Here is a 16902-nt window from a genome sequence, read left to right on the forward strand (position 1 = left end):
TGTGGATGACCCGCGTTTCCATCCAGAACCCGGTCTTCGCGACCATGGTGATGGTGGCCCTGTGCGTGCTGGGCCTGTTCTCCTACGCCAAGCTGGGCGTCGAGCAGATGCCCGACATCTCCCTGCCCGGCGCCTGGATCGACATCCGCTACCCCGGCGCCTCGCCCGAGGCCGTCGAGCGTGAAGTCGCCAAGCCGCTGGAAGAGGCGCTGAACAGCATCGCCGGCGTCGACCGCATCCAGTCGCGCAGCTTCGAAGGCCGCGTGCAGGCCAGCGTCGAGTTCAGCCTGAGCACCGACATGAGCCGCGCCATGCAGGACCTGCGTGACCGCGTCGCCGCCGCCCAGGCTGCCTTCCCCAAGGACGTCAAGCCGCCGACAGTGTCGCGCTTCCAGGCCGACAACGCCCAGCCCGTCGTCGTCATGGCCCTGCTGAGCCTCACGCGCGGTGCGCGCGAGCTGTCCATGATGGCCGACCTGATGGTCTCCAAGCGTCTGGGGCGCGTCGAAGGCGTGGCCAAGGTCGACGTCGGCGGCATGGTGACCCGCGAGGTGCGCATCGACCTCGACCCCATGCGCCTGCGCGCCTACGGCGTGACGCCGGCCGAGATCTCCAAGGCCCTGGCCGACGCCAACAGCGACCAGCCCGTGGGCCTGCTGTCCGACTCCAACTCCGACGCCATCCTGCGCGTCGAAGGCCGCGTCAAGGACCCCAAGCAGTTCTCGCAGATGGTCGTCGCCCGCCGCGGCAACCTGGCACTGACGCTGAACGACCTGGGCACCCTGGTCGAGCGTGAGCGCGAGGTCGACAGCATCGCCCGCATCAACGGCCAGCCGGCCGTCAGCTTCAACGTCTTCAAGCAGCAGGACGCCAACATCGTGGCGACCGGCGATGCCATCAAGGACGCGATGGAGGAACTGCGCAAGGTGTTGCCCAAGGATGTCGAGCTGCGCCTGATCTACGCCAACTCCGATTTCGTCAAGGGCTCGCTGACCGGCCTGAAGCACACGCTGATCGAAGGCGCCCTGCTGACCGTGGCCATCGTCTTCCTGTTCCTGCACAGCTGGCGCTCGACCATCATCACCGGCCTGACCCTGCCCATCGCCGTCATCTCCAGCTTCATCGCCGTGCAGGCCTTCGGCTTCACGCTGAACTTCATGACGATGATGGCGCTCTCGCTGTGCATCGGCCTGCTGATCGACGACGCCATCGTCGTGCGCGAGAACATCGTGCGCCACGTGGCCATGGGCAAGGACCATCACACCGCGGCCGCCGACGGCACCAACGAGATCGGCCTGGCGGTGATGGCCACCACCTTCGCCATCTGCGCCGTGTTCGTGCCCGTCGCCTTCATGGGCGGCATCATCGGCAAGTTCTTCTATCCCTTCGGCATCACCGTCGCGGTGGCCGTGCTGGTCAGCCTGTTCGTCAGCTTCACGCTCGACCCCATGCTGTCCTCGGTCTGGCACGACCCGGTCAACACGCGCATCAAGCACTGGCCCGTCATCGGCCACGCCATCCGCGCCACCGACTGGAGCATGGAGCATCTGCACGACGGCTACGAGCGCCTGATCAAGTGGGCCTTCTCCGGCCGCCGCTACCGCGTCTTCGTGCCGCCCATCCCCGCCTACGGCCATCCCTTCGACGCCAATGGCAAGCGCGACAAGGCCGCCAGGCGCGTGTTCCGCTTCGCCACGCTGACGCCGCGCGGCCTGGTGATGTGGGGCGCCGTCGCCAGCTTCGTCATCGCGCTGATGCTGGCACCCATGGTGGGCAGCGAGTTCGTACCCGAGACCGACAACGGCTTCACGCAGGTCAATCTGCGCATGCCGGTGGCGTCGAGCGTCGAGCGCGGCAGTGCCAAGGTCGCGCAGATCGAGGAGATCCTCAAGAACTACCCCGAGATCAAGACCGTCTCGACGGTGGTCGGCAGCACCGGTGAAGGCCTGGCGACGGGCCGCAACCAGGCGGCGCTGAACATCTCCCTGAGCGACCGCAGCGAGCGCAAGCGCACGCAGAAGGAGATCGAGGACGCCATCCGCGCCGACATCGCCAAGATTCCCGGCATCGAGGTCAGCGTCGGCTTCAACCGCCCCATCTGGGTCACCATCCTCGGCACCGACCCCGAAGTGCTGACCCAGGTCGCCAAGGACTTCGCCGAGAACCTGAAGAAGATCCCCGGCGCCGTCGACGTCGACCTGACCGTCAAGCCCGGCCTGCCCGCCTTCGCCGTGCGCCTGAAGGACTCGGCCATCCGCGAGCTCGGCCTGACCGCGCCGCAGATCGCATCAAGCTTGCGCGCCTACGTCAACGGCGACGTGGCGACCTATTGGACGACGCCGGACGGCAACCAGGTCGAGGTGCTGCTGCGCCTGCCGCGCGACCAGCGCGAGCGCATCGAGCAGATGAGCAAGCTGCCGGTGGCCTTCTCCAAGGACGGCGCGCCCATCACGCTGGACCAGGTTGCCACCATCGAGCCGGTGTTCAACCCCGAGGTGATCCGCCGCGAGAACCTGCAGCGCCGCGAGGCCGTGTTCGCCGGCGTCCAGGGCCGCCCGGGCGGCGACGTCAACGCCGATGTGCAGAAGCTCATCAAGAACACCCAGTTGCCCCCGGGCATCAGCTTCAAGGTGGACGGCGCCGGCAAGCAGCAGGCCGAGGCCTTCAACGGCCTGCTGGCAGCCATGGGCCTGGCGGTGATCTTCATCTACATCGTGCTGGCCAGCCAGTTCGGCAGCTTCCTGCAGCCCATCGCCATCATGGCCTCGCTGCCTCTGGCCCTGATCGGCGTCATGCTGGCCCTGCTGCTGTGGAGGTCGACGCTGAACGTCTTCTCGATGATCGGCCTGGTGATGCTGATGGGCCTGGTGACCAAGAACGCCATCCTGCTGGTGGACTTCGCCAACCATGCCCGCAAGGCCGGGGCGACGATTGCCGACGCGTTGCTGCAGGCCGGCCTGATCCGCATGCGCCCCATCATCATGACGACGGCCGCCATGGTCTTCGGCATGCTGCCCATGGCCATCGCGCTGAACGACGGCGGCGAAATCCAGGCACCCATGGGCCGCGCCATCATCGGCGGCGTCATCACCTCGACGCTGCTGACCCTGGTGGTGGTGCCGGTGCTCTACAGCTATCTGGTGCGGGAAAAGAAGCCCGCCAAGAAGGCCGCGGAGCAGGGTGGCGCCACGGCACTGCCGCTGCACGGCATGCCCGGCGCGATGCCGGCAGACAAGGAATAAGCAACGATCTCCCTCGAGCGCGCTCCAGCGCTGGGCCGGCCACTTCGGTGGTCGGCCTTTTTTTGCGGGCCCTGCCGGGTTGCAATGTCGGCCAGACCCGCTAAGTTCTGCCCTGGGGAAGCCGATAAGAACCCTGGAAAGCCTCCACTCTCTCCACATGGCCAGCATTGAACGCCTGAACGGCACGTCTTCGGCAAGCCCCGCGAGCGCAGCCGCGCCACGAGCGCCGGCCACGGCCGGCAGCGAGCTTGCAAAGCTCGAAACCCAGCTCTCCGACTGGGTTCACTGCCCGTCCTGCAAGACGCCGGCCGGCAAGGCCAAGATCGCCGAAATCACCGACAAGATCGATGCCATCAAGGCCCAGGTCAAGACGGCCGAAGACGCCAAGGCGGCTGCGGTGCGCGGCCACCAAGCCATGGAGTCGTCGAAGGCCGCAGTGCCGGGCGTGCGATTCGATGGCCAGGGCGGCTGGCTGAACGAACTGGCCTAGACGGCGGCCTCAGCCCGAACAGACCTCCCGCACACGGCCGCGCAGCCAACGGTGGGCGGCGTCGCCATCCATGCGTGGATGCCACAGCAGCGAGACGGTGAAGGCCTCCATCGCCAGCGGCAGATCGAAGCTCAGCAGACCGTCCCGCAGCTGACCCGTATGCCGCTCCGGCACCGTCGCAATCAGGTCGGTGCCGCGAGCGATGGCCAGGGCCTCGGAGAAGCCGGCCACGGTGATGGCGAAGCCGCGGCTCAGGCCCAGGCCTGAGAGCGCGTCGTCCACATGCCCCGGCCTGCTGCCGCGGCGGGCAATGGCGATGTGTTGTCCCGCGGCGTAGCGCTGGGCCGTGAGCTTGCCGCGCGCGAGCGGGTGGCCGGCGCGGACGACACCCACGAAGCGATCGCGGAACAGCGCCTGGGCGCGCAGTTCCGGTCCCGTGTTGGAGCCGACCACGCCGGTCTCGAGGTCCACGCTGCCGTCGCGCAGCGGTCCGCTGTCCCGGTCCGGCTTGGGCACGAAGCGCAGCCGCACGCCCGGCGCTTCACTCGCGACTCGTTGGAGCAACGCCGCGCCGAAGTTCTCGACAAAGCCTTCGCGCGTGCGCAGCGTGAACTCGCGCTGCAATTTGGCGAGATCCAGTTCCGCCGCCGGCCGCAGCGCCGCCTGGACCTCCTGCAGCAGCGGGCCGACCCGTTCACGCAACTCCAGCGCGCGCGGGGAGGGCACCAGCCCTCGCCCGGCGCGCACCAGCAGCGGGTCGCCGGTCGCTTCGCGCAGCCGGGCCAGGGACCGACTCATGGCCGACGGGCTGAGCCGCAGCCGCCTGGCGGCGCCCGCGACGCTGCCTTCGGCCAGCAGGGCGTCCAGCGTCAGCAAGAGGTTGAGGTCGGCGTCGGACATGGCGTCTCGTGCAGGTATGAAGTGCAAATGATGCGTCTTCCGCCATGCATCGCCAAGGCCTAAGGTCTGGGCATGACATCCGCCGCCACCCAATCCGCCCCTCCCGTCGCCGCTGCGGCGCCCGTTGCCGTGCTCACCAGCCTGGCCCTGGGCATGCTGCTGCCGGCCCTGGCCATCAGCAGCGCCAACGTCGCGCTGCCGACGCTGGCCGAGGCCTTCGGCGCCCGCTTCGCCGAGGTGCAATGGGTGGTGCTGGCCTATCTGCTGGCGACGACGACGCTGATCGTCGGGGCCGGCCGTCTCGGTGATCTGTTCGGCCGCCGGCGCCTGCTGCTGGGCGGTATCGCGCTGTTCTCGGCCGCATCCGCTGGGGCGGCACTGGCTCCCGGCCTCGGCTGGCTGATCGCCGCGCGTGCCGTGCAGGGCCTGGGTGCCGCGGCCATGATGGCCCTGACCCTGGCCTTTGTCGGTGAGACGGTGCCCAAGGCCCGCACCGGCAGCGCGATGGGACTGCTGGGCACCATGTCGGCCGTCGGCACGGCCCTCGGTCCCTCGATGGGCGGGCTGTTGATCGCCGCCACGGGCTGGCGGGCGATCTTCGCGGTCAACCTGCCGCTGGGCCTGCTGGCCCTCCTGCTGGCCTGGCGTTGCCTGCCGGCCGACCAACCCCGGCGGGGTGCACCGCGCTTCGACATCCTCGGCACGGTGTTGCTCGCGCTGACCCTCGCTGCCTATGCCCTCGGCATGACCCGGCACCCGGGCCTGCTGATGGCATCGGCCGCTGGCCTGGTGCTCTTCATCGGCGTCGAGTCCCGTGTTGCCGCGCCGCTGTTGAAGCTCGAGCAATTCCGTGATCAGGCGTTGAGCGCCAGCCTGGCGATGAACGCCCTGGTCTCGACCGTCATGATGGCGACGCTGGTCGTCGGCCCCTTTCACCTCGGGCAGGGTCTGGGTCTCGGGGCCGCGGCCGTCGGCGCGCTGATGTCCATCGGTCCCATCGTGTCGGCCTTCAGCGGCGTGCCGGCCGGGCGCCTCGTCGACCGCTTCGGCGCTCGCCCGATGGCCCGTGTCGGCCTGGCCGCGATGACGCTGGGCTGCGCCCTCATCGGCCTGCTGCCGGCTGCGCTCGGTGCCCTGGGCTATGTCGGGCCGCTGGTCATCGTCACGCCGGGCTATGCGCTTTTCCAGGCTGCCAACAACACGGCCGTCATGGCCGATGTGGCGCCCGATCAGCGCGGCGTCGTCTCCGCGCTGCTGACGCTGTCCCGTAATCTCGGCCTCGTCACCGGGGCTGCCGCGCTGGGTGCTGTCTTCGCGGCTGCAGGCTTGCAAGTCGCCTTCGCGATTGCGACAGGCCTGGTTCTCATGGCGCTCGCCCTTGCCAAGCTCGCCCGTTGACCCGCACAATCGCCCCCGCTCCGGGGTGCCCGGGCTTGCTCAAGCAGGCTCGACGCTGAGACGGTCACCGAAGACCGAACCCGTGAACTTGAACCGGCTAGTACCGGCGTAAGGAGAGCGCATGCCTTGAAGCATGCAGGCGAGGGCCGTCCGTCCTCGCCCTGCGTCCACAGGCGGCCACGGAGCAACCGAACCCAACGCTCCAGGAGTCCGCCGCCGTGAATGCCCCCGAAAAGAATCTCTCCCTCGATGAGCGCCTGTCGCTGACACGCGAGCCCTTTCCCGCGTCCACCAAGACCTATGTGACCGGCAACCGGCCCGATGTGTGCGTGCCCATGCGCGAGATCGCGCTGACCAACGGCGAGACCGTCGTCGTGCACGACACCTCCGGCCCCTACACCGACCCGAAGGCGCAGATCGACGTGCGCCGCGGCCTGCCGGCCGTGCGTTCCAGCTGGGTCTCGGACCGCGGCGACACCGAGGCCTACGCCGGCCGCCAGCGCGTGGCCCTGGACGACGGCGGCAAACATGAGGACAACGAGCGCATTGCCCAGTTGCGCGCCGAGGCCGCCGCGCTGCAGCGCCAGCCGCGCCGGGCCACGCCGGGTGGCAACGTCAGCCAGCTGCACTACGCCCGCCGCGGCATCATCACGCCGGAGATGGAGTTCGTCGCCCTGCGCGAGAACGGCAAGCGCGAGTGGATGCGCGACTACCTGGGCGATGCCGAGCGCGAGCAGCGCCTGCGCGGCGACCCGCTGGGCGCCTTCATCCCCGACATCATCACGCCCGAATTCGTGCGCCAGGAAGTGGCCCGCGGCCGTGCCGTCATCCCGGCCAACATCAACCACACCGAGCTCGAGCCGACCATCATCGGCCGCAACTTCCTCGTCAAGGTCAATGCCAACATCGGCAATTCGGCCGTCACCTCCAGCATCGAGGAGGAGGTCGAGAAGCTGGTGTGGAGCATCCGCTGGGGTGCGGACACGGTGATGGACCTCTCCACCGGCCGCAACATCCACACGACGCGCGACTGGATCGTGCGCAACTCGCCGGTGCCCATCGGCACCGTGCCCATCTACCAGGCGCTGGAGAAGGTCGGCGGCGTGGCCGAGGACCTGAGCTGGGCCGTCTTCCGCGACACGCTGATCGAACAGGCCGAGCAGGGCGTCGACTACTTCACCATCCACGCCGGCCTGCGCCTGCCCTTCATCCCGATGACCACCAAGCGCCGCACCGGCATCGTGTCGCGCGGCGGCTCCATCCTGGCCAAGTGGTGCATCACCCACCACCGCGAGAACTTCCTGTACACGCACTTCGAAGAGATCTGCGAAATCATGAAGGCCTATGACGTGACCTTCTCGCTGGGCGACGGCCTGCGCCCCGGCAGCGGCGCCGACGCCAACGACGAGGCCCAGTTCGCCGAGCTGCGCACCCTGGGCGAATTGACGCAGGTGGCTTGGAAGCATGACGTGCAGACCATGATCGAAGGCCCGGGCCATGTGCCCATGCACCTCATCCAGGCCAACATGGCCGAGCAGCTGAAGCACTGCCACGAAGCGCCGTTCTACACCCTGGGCCCGCTGACCATCGACATCGCGCCGGGCTATGACCACATCGCCTCGGCCATAGGCGCCGCCATGATCGGCTGGATGGGTACGGCCATGCTCTGCTATGTGACGCCCAAGGAGCACCTGGGCCTGCCCGACCGCGACGACGTCAAGCAGGGGCTGATCGCCTACAAGATCGCCGCCCATGCCGCCGACATCGCCAAGGGCCACCCCGGTGCCCGAGCGCGTGACGACGCGATGAGCAAGGCGCGCTTCGAGTTCCGCTGGAACGATCAGTTCGCCCTCGGCCTGGACCCCGACACGGCGCGCGACTATCACGACGAGACCCTGCCCAAGGACTCGTCAAAGGAGGCCCACTTCTGCTCGATGTGCGGCCCCAAGTTCTGCTCGATGAAGATCACCCAGGACGTGCGCGAGTACGCCGCAGCCAAAGGCTTGGAGGCCGCCGAAGTGGTGGCCGACGGCATGGCGCAGAAATCGGCCGAGTTCAAGGCCGGCGGCGGCGAGTTCTACATCCCCATCAAGCCGCAAGCCTGATGGCCAGCATCGCCATTGCGGGTGCCGGCGTCCTGGGCCGGCTGCTGGCCTGGCAGCTCGCGCGGGCCGGGCACCGCGTCAGCGTCGTCGATCCTGCCGAAGGGCCGGCTCAACCCGGCGCGGCGGGCTTCGCGGCCGCGGGCATGCTGAGCCCGCTGGCCGAGCGCGAGCATGCCGAGCCCGAGGTCGTCGAGCTGGGCTGGCGATCGCTGCAGCTGTGGCCGCAGATCGCTGCGGCCCTCGGCCGGCCCGAGTTGGTGAAGACCGAGGGCAGCCTGCTGCTGGCGCATGGCTGCGATCTGGGCGCTGCGCTTCGGGTGCTGGCGCGGCTGCAGGGCGAGCCCGAGCCGCTGAACCGTGCCGCGCTGCAGATGCTGGAACCCGCGCTCGCGCCGGACCTCAAGGCCTGGTGGCTGCCGGGCGAGGGCCAGTTGCTGCCGCGTGAGCTCCTGGTCGCCTTGGCGGATCAGGCAGGCAGCGTGGATTGGCACTGGGGGCGCCGCGCCGTGGCCGTGCGGCCGCATCGTCTCGAACTGGACGACGGCCACCGGCTCGACGCCGATCTCGTCATCGACACCCGCGGACTCGGCGCCAAGGCGGACATGCCGGGCCTGCGCGGCGTGCGTGGCGAAATCCTGTGGCTGCACGCGCCGGGCGTGGCCCTGCAAAGGCCGGTGCGGCTGATGCACCCGCGCCATCGTGTCTACCTCGTGCCGCGGCCGGGCGATGTCATCGTGGTCGGCGCCTCGGAAGTCGAAAGCGAGGACCGCTCGCCCGTCAGCCTGCGCAGCGCCGTCGAGCTGATGGCTGCCGCCCACAGCGTCATGCCGGCGTTGGCGGAAGCGCGCATCGCGCACATGGAAACCCATCTGCGCCCGGCGCTGCCCGACCACAAGCCGCGCATGGATCACGAGCCCGGCCTGCTGCGCATCAACGGCCTGTTCCGCCATGGCTGGTTGCTGGCACCGGCGCTGGCCGAGAAAGCACTCGAGCATGTCTGAGTTCACCCTCAACCAACAACCCCAGCCTTGGCGCGAAGGCCTCAACGTCGCCGCGCTGCTGGCCGAGCAGGGCAGGGCGGCCGACGCCGTCGCCACCGCCATCAACGGGGTCTTCGTGCCGCGCCTGCGCCGTGAAGCGACGCTGATCCAGCCCGGCGACGAGCTGACCTTGATCCAACCCATCACCGGAGGCTAGGCATGTCTTGGACCCTCTACGGCCGCCTACTGACGAGCCGCTTCCTGCTCGGCACCGCCGGCTACCCCTCGCCCGATGTGCTGCGCCAGGCCGTCGTCGCCAGCGGCACCCAGGTGCTGACCGTCGGCTTGAAGCGCACGCTGGCCGCGGCCGGCGACAACGGCTTCGTGGCCGCCATCCGCGCGACGCTGCGCGAGACCGGCGGCCATCTGCTGCCCAACACCGCCGGCTGCCGCACCGCGCAGGAGGCCATCACGCTCGCCCAGATGGCGCGCGAGCTCTACGCCACGGCATGGATCAAGCTCGAGGTCGTCGGCGACGAGTACACCTTGCAGCCCGACCCCTGGGAGCTGGTCGCCGCCGCCGAGGCCCTGGTCAAGGATGGCTTCCAGGTCTTTCCCTACTGCACCGACGACCTCATCACCTGCCGCCGCCTGCTCGACGTCGGCTGCGAAGTGCTGATGCCCTGGGGCGCGCCCATAGGCTCGGGCCAGGGCCTGCTCAACCCGTTCGCGCTGCGCACGCTGCGCGAACGACTGCCCGGCGTGCCGCTGATCGTCGATGCCGGCATCGGCGCTCCCTCACACGCCGCTCAGGCCATGGAGCTGGGCTATGACGGCGTGCTGCTGAACTCGGCCGTCGCCCAGGCGGGGGACCCCATCCGCATGGCCGCGGCGTTCGGCCAGGCCATTGCGGCCGGGCGGCTCGGTTTCGAAGCGGGTGTCATGGCCAGACAGGACATGGCGGTCGCGAGCACGCCGGTGGGTGGGCGGCCCTTCCTGATCTCATGAACAACAGCAAGCCCCCCATCCTCTGGAGCATTGCCGGCCTGGACAGCGGCGGCGGCGCGGGCCTGTCGGCCGACCAGCGCGCGGCCGACGCGGCCGGCGTCCATCTATGCCCCGTTGCGGCGGCTTTGACGGCGCAAAACAGCGTCGCCGTCCAGGCGGTCTTTCCGGTGTCGGCCGAACGCCTGGACGCGCAACTGGCGGCGTTGGAGGAGGATCTGCCTCCCGCGGCGGTCAAGACCGGCCTGCTCGGCGGTGTCGAGCAACTGCGCGTCGTCGTGCGCTGGATCGACCGCCTGCGTGAACGCGGCCCCGTTGCCCTCGTCGTTGACCCGGTGCTGCGCGCGTCCACCGGCGCCAACCTGGCCAACGCGGCCTTGCTGCGGGCCTATCGCGAGGAACTGCTGCCGCGCGCCGACGCCGTCACGCCCAACCGCAGCGAAGCGGCCCGACTCGTGGGCGAGGCCAGCCCTGCGGAACAGGCCCGTGCGCTGCGGGGCCTCGGCACGAGCGCGGTCTGCATCACCGGCGGCGACGAGTCGGGTGATCTCGCCCTCGACTGGCTGGACGCCGAACACGCGACAGGCTGGCTGGCCCTGCCGCGGCGGCAGTCGCGGGACAACCATGGCACGGGTTGCACCTTCGCGACCGCCCTGGCTGCCGCCCTGGCGCGCGGCTTTGTCGCAGCGGATGCCGCCGTCATCGCCAAGATGCTGACGACATCGGGGCTCGGTGCGAACCTTCAGGCGCCCGGAGCCAGCGCCGGGCCGGTGCGGCCTCGCCCCGACTTCATCCGCGATGCCCAGCTGTTGCCGGCCCTGTTCGACGATGAATCGCCGCCGACGGCCTGGCCCGCGTCATGCGGCGGCCCCCCGGCCGTCGAAGGCGTCTATGCGATCACCGACATCGGCGCCCATGCAGCCCGCCTGTTCGACGCCGGCCTGCAAACCGTCCAACTGCGCGTCAAGCGCGGCGCCGACGAGGCTCAGGCCGATTGGCAGGCGCGCTTGCAGGCCGAGATCGGGGCCGCGCGCCGAAGCGGCGGGACGCTCATCGTCAACGACCATTGGCGTGAGGCGCTGGCCGCGGGCGTCGATTTCGTCCACCTCGGCCAGGAGGACCTGCTGGCGCTGTCCGCCGCCGATCGCCGTGACCTCGCCGCGGCGCGCGAGCGGGGGTTGCGCCTGGGCCTGAGTTCGCACAGCCTTTGGGAGCTGGCGCGTGCCCGGGCCTGGGGGCCTGACTACGTCGCCTGCGGCCCGGTGTGGCCGACCCTGACCAAGGCCATGCCCTGGCGGCCTCAGGGCCTGGTCAACCTGGCCTGGTGGGTGGCCGTCGCGCCGGCGCCGGTGGTGGGCATAGGCGGCGTGCTGGAACCCGGGCAGTTGGCCGATATCGCGGCCTGCGGTGCGGGTGCTGGCTGCGTGGTGCGTGGACTCGAAGCCGACAGCGCGCACTCGCCGCAAGCCTGGCAGAAGGCTTGGCAGCGAGGGCGTGACGCGGTGCCGTCCCGGGCGCCGGCATGGCCATGCCCCAGCCTGCCCGTCAAGCCCCGTTGAGGGGTTCGCCCCCGATCCGGGTGTCGGCGGGCTTTACAGCGCCAGTTACAACTACTTGGGGTTTCATAGGAGAAACCAGGGTTGGCCTGGAGATTGCTTCAAGCCTTCTGATTGCCTGGAGAACAAGATGAACTTCCGTACCGTCCTTGCCGGTGTCGCCCTCGCGGCCTCGGCGCTGGCCGCCCAAGCCAACCCCGTCCTCGTCATGCGCGCCGTGGGCGGCATTGATCTGAACAACCTGCTCATCGGTCAGAGCTTCCAGGTCGAAGTGATCATCCATGGCGATACGCAAGGTGAGGTGGACGCCGGTTCGGGAGGCGGTGCCTTTGATGATGGGTCGCCGTTCCTCGCAGCACCGGGCTCCGCGTTTGGCACGGTGAAGAACGGTGTCGATTGGACGCTGGATCCTTCGCTGTTCATCATCGACTACCAAGCCCAGCAGGCTGGCAGCGGTGCCATCTTCACTCAATCCAGCTGCCTGGTTTCCAACCTCCAGAACTATGGCTGCGGCTTCGCCAGCGGCCCGCTGAGCTTCACGGTGCGTGATCCCAAGCGCCTGCCGGAGCCGGCCAGTCTGGCCCTCGTGGGTCTGACGTTGCTGGGCCTGGGCGTCGCTCGCCGCCGCGCCTGAACCCCGCGGCCGCCGTGCCGCTCAACTCGCGACCAGGGCCCCGCAGCGGGCCCTGATGCTTTCTGCGAGCCGCCGCAGAGCCGGTGTCAGGCGGTGCCGCCCCACCGCCATCCAATGCAGCGGTGCCGGCTCGCCCAGCCAGCCGGGCAGCAGCGGCAGCAGGCGTCCCGCGGCCAGATCGGCGGCGACGTCCAGCCGGCTCTTGTAGGCGATCCCCAGCCCCGCCACCGCCCATTCGCGCACCAGGCTGCCGTCGTCGGCGATGCGGCTGCCGCCCACTTCGATGGCCGTTGTCTCCCCCTCGGGCGAGGTGAAGCGCCAGCGGCCATGCAGGGTCTCTCCCAGGCCCCAGCGCAGGCAGTCGTGAGCCCTGAGCTCGGTCGGCGTGCGGGGCTGGCCGTGGCGGGCGATGTAGGCCGGGCTGGCGCACAGCACGCGGCGGTTGTCGGGTGCCAGTGGCAGGGCGACCAGGCTGGAGTCCGGCGGTTCGCCGTAGCGCACCGCATAGTCCACCGGGTCCTGCACCAGGTCGGCGAGGCGATCGCTCAGCCGCAGTTCCAGTGCCAGCCGTGGCCCGGCCTCGGTGGCGATGAAGTCCTCGATCCAGCGCCACAGATGCTGCCGGCCGACGTCGCTCGGCAGGCTCACGCGCAACCGGCCGCTGAGCGGCTGCTCCACGCCCGTCGCTTCGCGCAGCGCGGCCTGACCGTCTTCCCAGGTGGCGACCAGTTGGCGCGCATGCGGCAGCCATTGCTCACCGGCATCGGTCAGGCGCAGGCGCCGCGTCGAGCGCTCGAACAGGCGCACGCCCAGCTCGCGCTCCAGCCGCGCAATCGTGGCGCTGGCCTGCACCGGGCCCAGGTCGAGCCGCCTCGCCGCGGCCGAGAAGCTGCCGGCGTCGGCCGCCGCAATGAAGAGCTGCAGGGGTGAAAGTCGATCCATCTTCACTTGTTTGATGAAACTGATTCACCAATCCTAGGCTTTATGAAAGGAATTTGCGGCGCCACCATGACGGCCATCGTTGAATCACCTGGAAAGAGCGCCCATGAAAGCCGTCGGCTATCTGCAATCCCTGCCCATCGACCACCCCGAATCCCTGGTGGACCTGGAACTGCCGGCACCCACGCCGGGCCCGCTGGACCTGCTGGTTCGCGTGGCCGCGGTCTCGGTCAATCCGGTCGACACCAAGGTGCGCCGCAACCGCGCGCCGCAGGCCGGCCAGCCCGAGGTGCTGGGATGGGACGCGGTCGGCCGCGTCGAGGCCCTGGGTCGCAACGTCACCGGCTTCGCCGTCGGTGACCGCATCTACTACGCCGGCGGCATCAACCGCCCCGGTTCCAACGCCGAACTGCAGCTCGTCGACCACCGCATCGCCGCCCATGCACCGCGGAGCCTGAGCGATGCCGAAGCCGCGGCCCTGCCGCTGACGGCCATCACGGCCTGGGAACTGCTGTTCGATCGCCTGGGCGTGACTGAGGGCGGGGGCGCGGGCCAGAGCCTGCTCGTCGTCGGCGCGGCCGGCGGCGTCGGATCCATCCTCTTGCAACTGGCGCGTCGCCTGACGAAGTTGCGCGTCATCGGCACCGCCAGCCGCCCGCAGACCCAGGCCTGGGCCCGGGAACTCGGCGCGCACGCCGTCATCGACCACAGCCAGCCCTGGCGGCCCCAGCTGGTTGCGGCCGGGGTGGCCGAAGTCGAATTCGTCGCCAGCCTGACCCACACCGAACAGCATTGGGACGCCATCGTCGACATCGCGGCGCCGCAGGGCCGCGTCGGTCTCATCGACGACCTGTCGGGCCCCATCGACGTGATGACGCTCAAGCGCAAGGCCCTGTCCCTGCATTGGGAAATGATGTTCACGCGGCCGCTGTTCGGCACGGCCGACATTGCCGAGCAGGGACGGCTGCTGGCGCGCGTCGCCACGCTGGTGGACGAAGGCCAGCTGCGCACCACGGTCAGCGAGGCGCTGAGCCCCATCAATGCGCACAACCTGCGCCGGGCGCATGAACTGGTCGAATCCGGCCGCATGCGAGGAAAGATCGTGCTCAGCGGCTTCTGACCGTCGGATTGCAAGGGCGCGTATCTGCGTCCTTCTCCGACGCATCCGCCACCCGCGCCTGTCTAGGCTGCGGAGCATGACGATCTTCATCGGCACCGCGGACTGGGCCCTGGGGGCCGACGGCGCGGCGGCCTTCCAGGCCGAGTGCTTCGACCTGCAGCGCTTTGCAGGCCTGATGGACTGCGTGGAGATCAATTCGTGCTTCTATCGCAGCCACCGGCCCCGCGTCTACGAGCGCTGGGCCGAGTGCACGCCCGCTGATTTCCGCTTCGCCGTCAAATGCCCCAAGCTGATCTCGCATGGATGCCGGCTCGAAGCCGCGCGGGAGCCGCTACAACGCTTCGTGGACGCCGCCGCCGCTCTCGGACCGAAGTGGTGTGTGCTGCTGGTGCAGCTGCCGACGTCACTGGCCTACGACGACCGCCTGGCAGGGCGCTTCTTCGAGCAGGCGCATGCCTGCTTCGGCGCTGCCATCGTCTGCGAGCCGCGGCACCCGAGCTGGTTCACGCCGCCGGCCGAGCGCCTGCTGCGTGAGCTTGAGGTGTCGCGGGCTGCCATCGATCCCGCCAAATGGCCGCAGGCGGCCGAGCCAGGGGGATGGGCCCAGGCCATCGCGATGGACCACGCGCCGACGCTGTACAGCCGCTGGCACGGCGCGCCGCGAGAGTACTGGTCGGACTATGACGAGAGCTGGCTGCGCGAACGCGCGCAGTGGCTGCAATCGCAATCCGGCGACCAGCCCTGCTGGGGCATCTTCGGCAACACGGCCGGCGGCAAGGCGGTGCGCAATGCGCTGCGCCTGAAGGCCATGCTGCGGGATGATGCCGGCGTCGGCGCGGCCTGGCCCCATGGCGCTGGCGACGGAGCCCGGCTGCAGGTCCGGTCGCTGCGTTGAAGGCGAGCATCGCGCCCCGTCACCATTTGCAGCCCTTGCCCCGCGCCGCATCCACGGCCAGCGGCAAGGCCGCCAGGATGCCGGCATTGGCGTAGGCCTTGCGGCAATCCTTGTTGGCGGCGTCCTCGATGGACTGCTCGAGCTTGGACTTGCGTTCCGGCGGCTGGGGCAGCATGTCGACGAGGCCGGGACCTTTGCGGGAAGCGATGTCGCCGCGCGGCAGCGACAGGTTCAGCGGCGTGCGCGGCGCGCTGGCGGCCACCGACGGCGGCAGGGGCAGGTCCGGTCCCAGGTGCGAACCGGCGTCGGGCGAGCCGGCGGCCGCCTTGGGCGCCGCGTAGGGATTGGCATTCGGGTCGCCGCGGGCGGGGCCTGCAGGCGCAGAGACCTCGCCCGGCAGGCTGCCCGACAGCTCGCTCACGGCTGCGGCACCTGGCGCCACGCTGGCAGCACGCGGGCTGGCCGTCCGCTGCAGCGGCGCGACCGTGGCACCGCCGTCGGCCGATTCCAGGCGACGGACCTGGGAAGGCAGATCCTGGGCGTTGAGCGTCGACGCGGCATTGGCCGCCTCCGCGGGCGCACGCAATTCGCTGGAGCGCGTCAGTGGCGTGACCGCGCCGCCGGGGGCCGTCGGCGCCTCCAGCCTCTGCACGGCCGAGGGCAGGACCGTGCTCGGCGCGCTCTGCACGGCGGCGGCGGACGGTGCCGTGCGCAGCTCGGCCGCGCGGGGCAGGGCCGTGCTCGCGCCGGTGGCCTCGGTCGGGGCCTCGAGGCGGCGCACCGCTGCCGGCAGTTCGGTGCTGGGCGCGGCCAGGGTGGTTGCAGGCGCGGGCAGATTGCGCAGTTCGGCCGGGCGCTGCAGCGGCGAGCTGACGCTGGCTTCCGCGGGCGCTTCGAGGCGGCGCACGGCGGCCGGCAATTCCGCGCTCGGCGTGACACTGGGCGCCGGCGGCAGGGTGCGCAGCTCGGTCGGACGGGGCAGCGCTGGCGCGGGCGCCGCGGGCGTGGCGTCGAGTCGGCGCACCGCCGCCGGCAGGTCGGTGGGCAGGCTGGGTAGCTCGCTGGGACGATTCGGGGTGCGCAGGCTGGCGGCCGGGGGCAGCGCAGTGGCGGTGGTTTCCGGCCGGGCCTCCAGGCGATTGACGGCCGCGGGCAGCTCGGTCGCCGGTGCCTGCAGCGGCGCGGTGCGCGGCAGGGCGCTGAGGTTCTCGCGTTCCAGCGGCTTGAAGCCTTCGGGCAGCTCCAGCGTCGCGGTGCTGGGCGGCGCGGTCGAGGCTTCCTCGGTGCGGGCCGCTTCGGGCGGCACCTCCCGCGGATTGCTGCGCCCCAGCTTCGCGGCACCGGCCTCGGTCGCAGGGTCAGCCTGCTGGCCGCCGGACCCCGAGGGGCTGGCGTCGCCGGGCGGTGCGTCGGCCTGGCTGCCGCTGCGGCCCAGCAGCTTGACGGTCAGGCTGCCCCAGACACCCTGGCCCGGCGCCGCCGTGCCGCTGGCATTGCCGAAGACAAGGACGAGCCAGACGTGCAGCAGCACCGCCAGCAGCAGGCAGCGCTGCAACTGGCGGGGGTCGGGCGGCTGGCGGGGGTGGGCGTTGAGGACGGCTGCGGTCACGACCGGGCCATTGTGGCTTGAGGTCGGTA

Annotated in this window: 14 protein-coding genes and 1 riboswitch; of the genes, 11 read left to right on the forward strand and 3 right to left on the reverse strand. The window is 70.2% G+C overall.

Annotation, left to right across the window (positions count from 1 at the left end; genetic code table 11):
- Window positions 1-5 precede the first annotated feature (5 nt).
- Window positions 6-3242 (forward strand): efflux RND transporter permease subunit, encoded by a 3237-nt coding sequence (locus AC3WOE_RS03185; RefSeq protein ID WP_492688214.1) that lies wholly within the window; start codon window positions 6-8, stop codon window positions 3240-3242.
- 157 nt (window positions 3243-3399) lie between these two features.
- Window positions 3400-3732 carry a hypothetical protein gene (locus AC3WOE_RS03190; RefSeq protein ID WP_492688216.1) on the forward strand — a complete coding sequence of 111 codons (333 nt, stop codon included), beginning with the start codon at window positions 3400-3402 and terminating at the stop codon, window positions 3730-3732.
- 9 nt (window positions 3733-3741) lie between these two features.
- Here AC3WOE_RS03190 and AC3WOE_RS03195 read toward each other — a convergent pair whose 3' ends face one another.
- Window positions 3742-4632: a LysR family transcriptional regulator gene (locus AC3WOE_RS03195; RefSeq protein ID WP_492688217.1), complete on the reverse strand. Its 891-nt coding sequence runs from the start codon at window positions 4630-4632 to the stop codon at window positions 3742-3744.
- Window positions 4633-4704: 72 nt separating this feature from the next.
- Between AC3WOE_RS03195 and AC3WOE_RS03200 the strand changes: the two genes are divergently transcribed.
- The 7 genes from AC3WOE_RS03200 (at window position 4705) to AC3WOE_RS03230 (ending at window position 12310) form a co-directional block, all read left to right on the forward strand.
- Entirely contained in the window at window positions 4705-6030 is a 1326-nt protein-coding gene (locus AC3WOE_RS03200; RefSeq protein WP_492688219.1) for an MFS transporter, read from the forward strand.
- A gap of 11 nt (window positions 6031-6041) precedes the next feature.
- A riboswitch (TPP riboswitch) is annotated at window positions 6042-6162 on the forward strand.
- An 86-nt stretch (window positions 6163-6248) separates the two neighbouring features.
- Window positions 6249-8135: a phosphomethylpyrimidine synthase ThiC gene (gene thiC, locus AC3WOE_RS03205; RefSeq protein ID WP_492688221.1), complete on the forward strand. Its 1887-nt coding sequence runs from the start codon at window positions 6249-6251 to the stop codon at window positions 8133-8135.
- Window positions 8135-9136, forward strand: a complete 1002-nt coding sequence (locus tag AC3WOE_RS03210; protein WP_492688223.1) for an FAD-dependent oxidoreductase — start codon at window positions 8135-8137, stop codon at window positions 9134-9136. The genes thiC and AC3WOE_RS03210 overlap by 1 nt, the downstream gene beginning before the upstream one ends.
- Window positions 9129-9332: a sulfur carrier protein ThiS gene (gene thiS, locus AC3WOE_RS03215; protein WP_492688225.1), complete on the forward strand. Its 204-nt coding sequence runs from the start codon at window positions 9129-9131 to the stop codon at window positions 9330-9332. Before AC3WOE_RS03210 ends, thiS begins: the two co-directional genes overlap by 8 nt.
- Window positions 9333-9334: 2 nt before the next feature.
- Window positions 9335-10123, forward strand: a complete 789-nt coding sequence (locus tag AC3WOE_RS03220; protein ID WP_492688227.1) for a thiazole synthase — start codon at window positions 9335-9337, stop codon at window positions 10121-10123.
- Entirely contained in the window at window positions 10120-11679 is a 1560-nt protein-coding gene (locus AC3WOE_RS03225; protein ID WP_492688228.1) for a PfkB family carbohydrate kinase, read from the forward strand. The genes AC3WOE_RS03220 and AC3WOE_RS03225 overlap by 4 nt, the downstream gene beginning before the upstream one ends.
- Window positions 11680-11806: 127 nt before the next feature.
- Window positions 11807-12310: a PEP-CTERM sorting domain-containing protein gene (locus AC3WOE_RS03230; protein ID WP_492688230.1), complete on the forward strand. Its 504-nt coding sequence runs from the start codon at window positions 11807-11809 to the stop codon at window positions 12308-12310.
- Between the two features lie 21 nt (window positions 12311-12331).
- On the opposite strand, the gene AC3WOE_RS03235 is transcribed toward AC3WOE_RS03230, so the two are convergent.
- Window positions 12332-13252 carry a LysR family transcriptional regulator gene (locus AC3WOE_RS03235; protein WP_492688232.1) on the reverse strand — a complete coding sequence of 307 codons (921 nt, stop codon included), beginning with the start codon at window positions 13250-13252 and terminating at the stop codon, window positions 12332-12334.
- Window positions 13253-13355: 103 nt separating this feature from the next.
- Between AC3WOE_RS03235 and AC3WOE_RS03240 the strand changes: the two genes are divergently transcribed.
- Both AC3WOE_RS03240 and AC3WOE_RS03245 read left to right on the forward strand, forming a co-directional pair.
- Window positions 13356-14369 carry a zinc-binding alcohol dehydrogenase family protein gene (locus AC3WOE_RS03240; protein WP_492688233.1) on the forward strand — a complete coding sequence of 338 codons (1014 nt, stop codon included), beginning with the start codon at window positions 13356-13358 and terminating at the stop codon, window positions 14367-14369.
- Between the two features lie 76 nt (window positions 14370-14445).
- A complete protein-coding gene (locus AC3WOE_RS03245; protein ID WP_492688234.1) occupies window positions 14446-15264 on the forward strand; it encodes a DUF72 domain-containing protein in 819 nt (272 codons plus the stop codon).
- A 19-nt stretch (window positions 15265-15283) separates the two neighbouring features.
- Here AC3WOE_RS03245 and AC3WOE_RS03250 read toward each other — a convergent pair whose 3' ends face one another.
- Window positions 15284-16873: a hypothetical protein gene (locus tag AC3WOE_RS03250; RefSeq protein WP_492688235.1), complete on the reverse strand. Its 1590-nt coding sequence runs from the start codon at window positions 16871-16873 to the stop codon at window positions 15284-15286.
- Between the last annotated feature and the right edge of the window lie 29 nt (window positions 16874-16902).

The sequence above is a fragment of the Roseateles sp. FW305-36 genome (genome assembly GCF_058787015.1).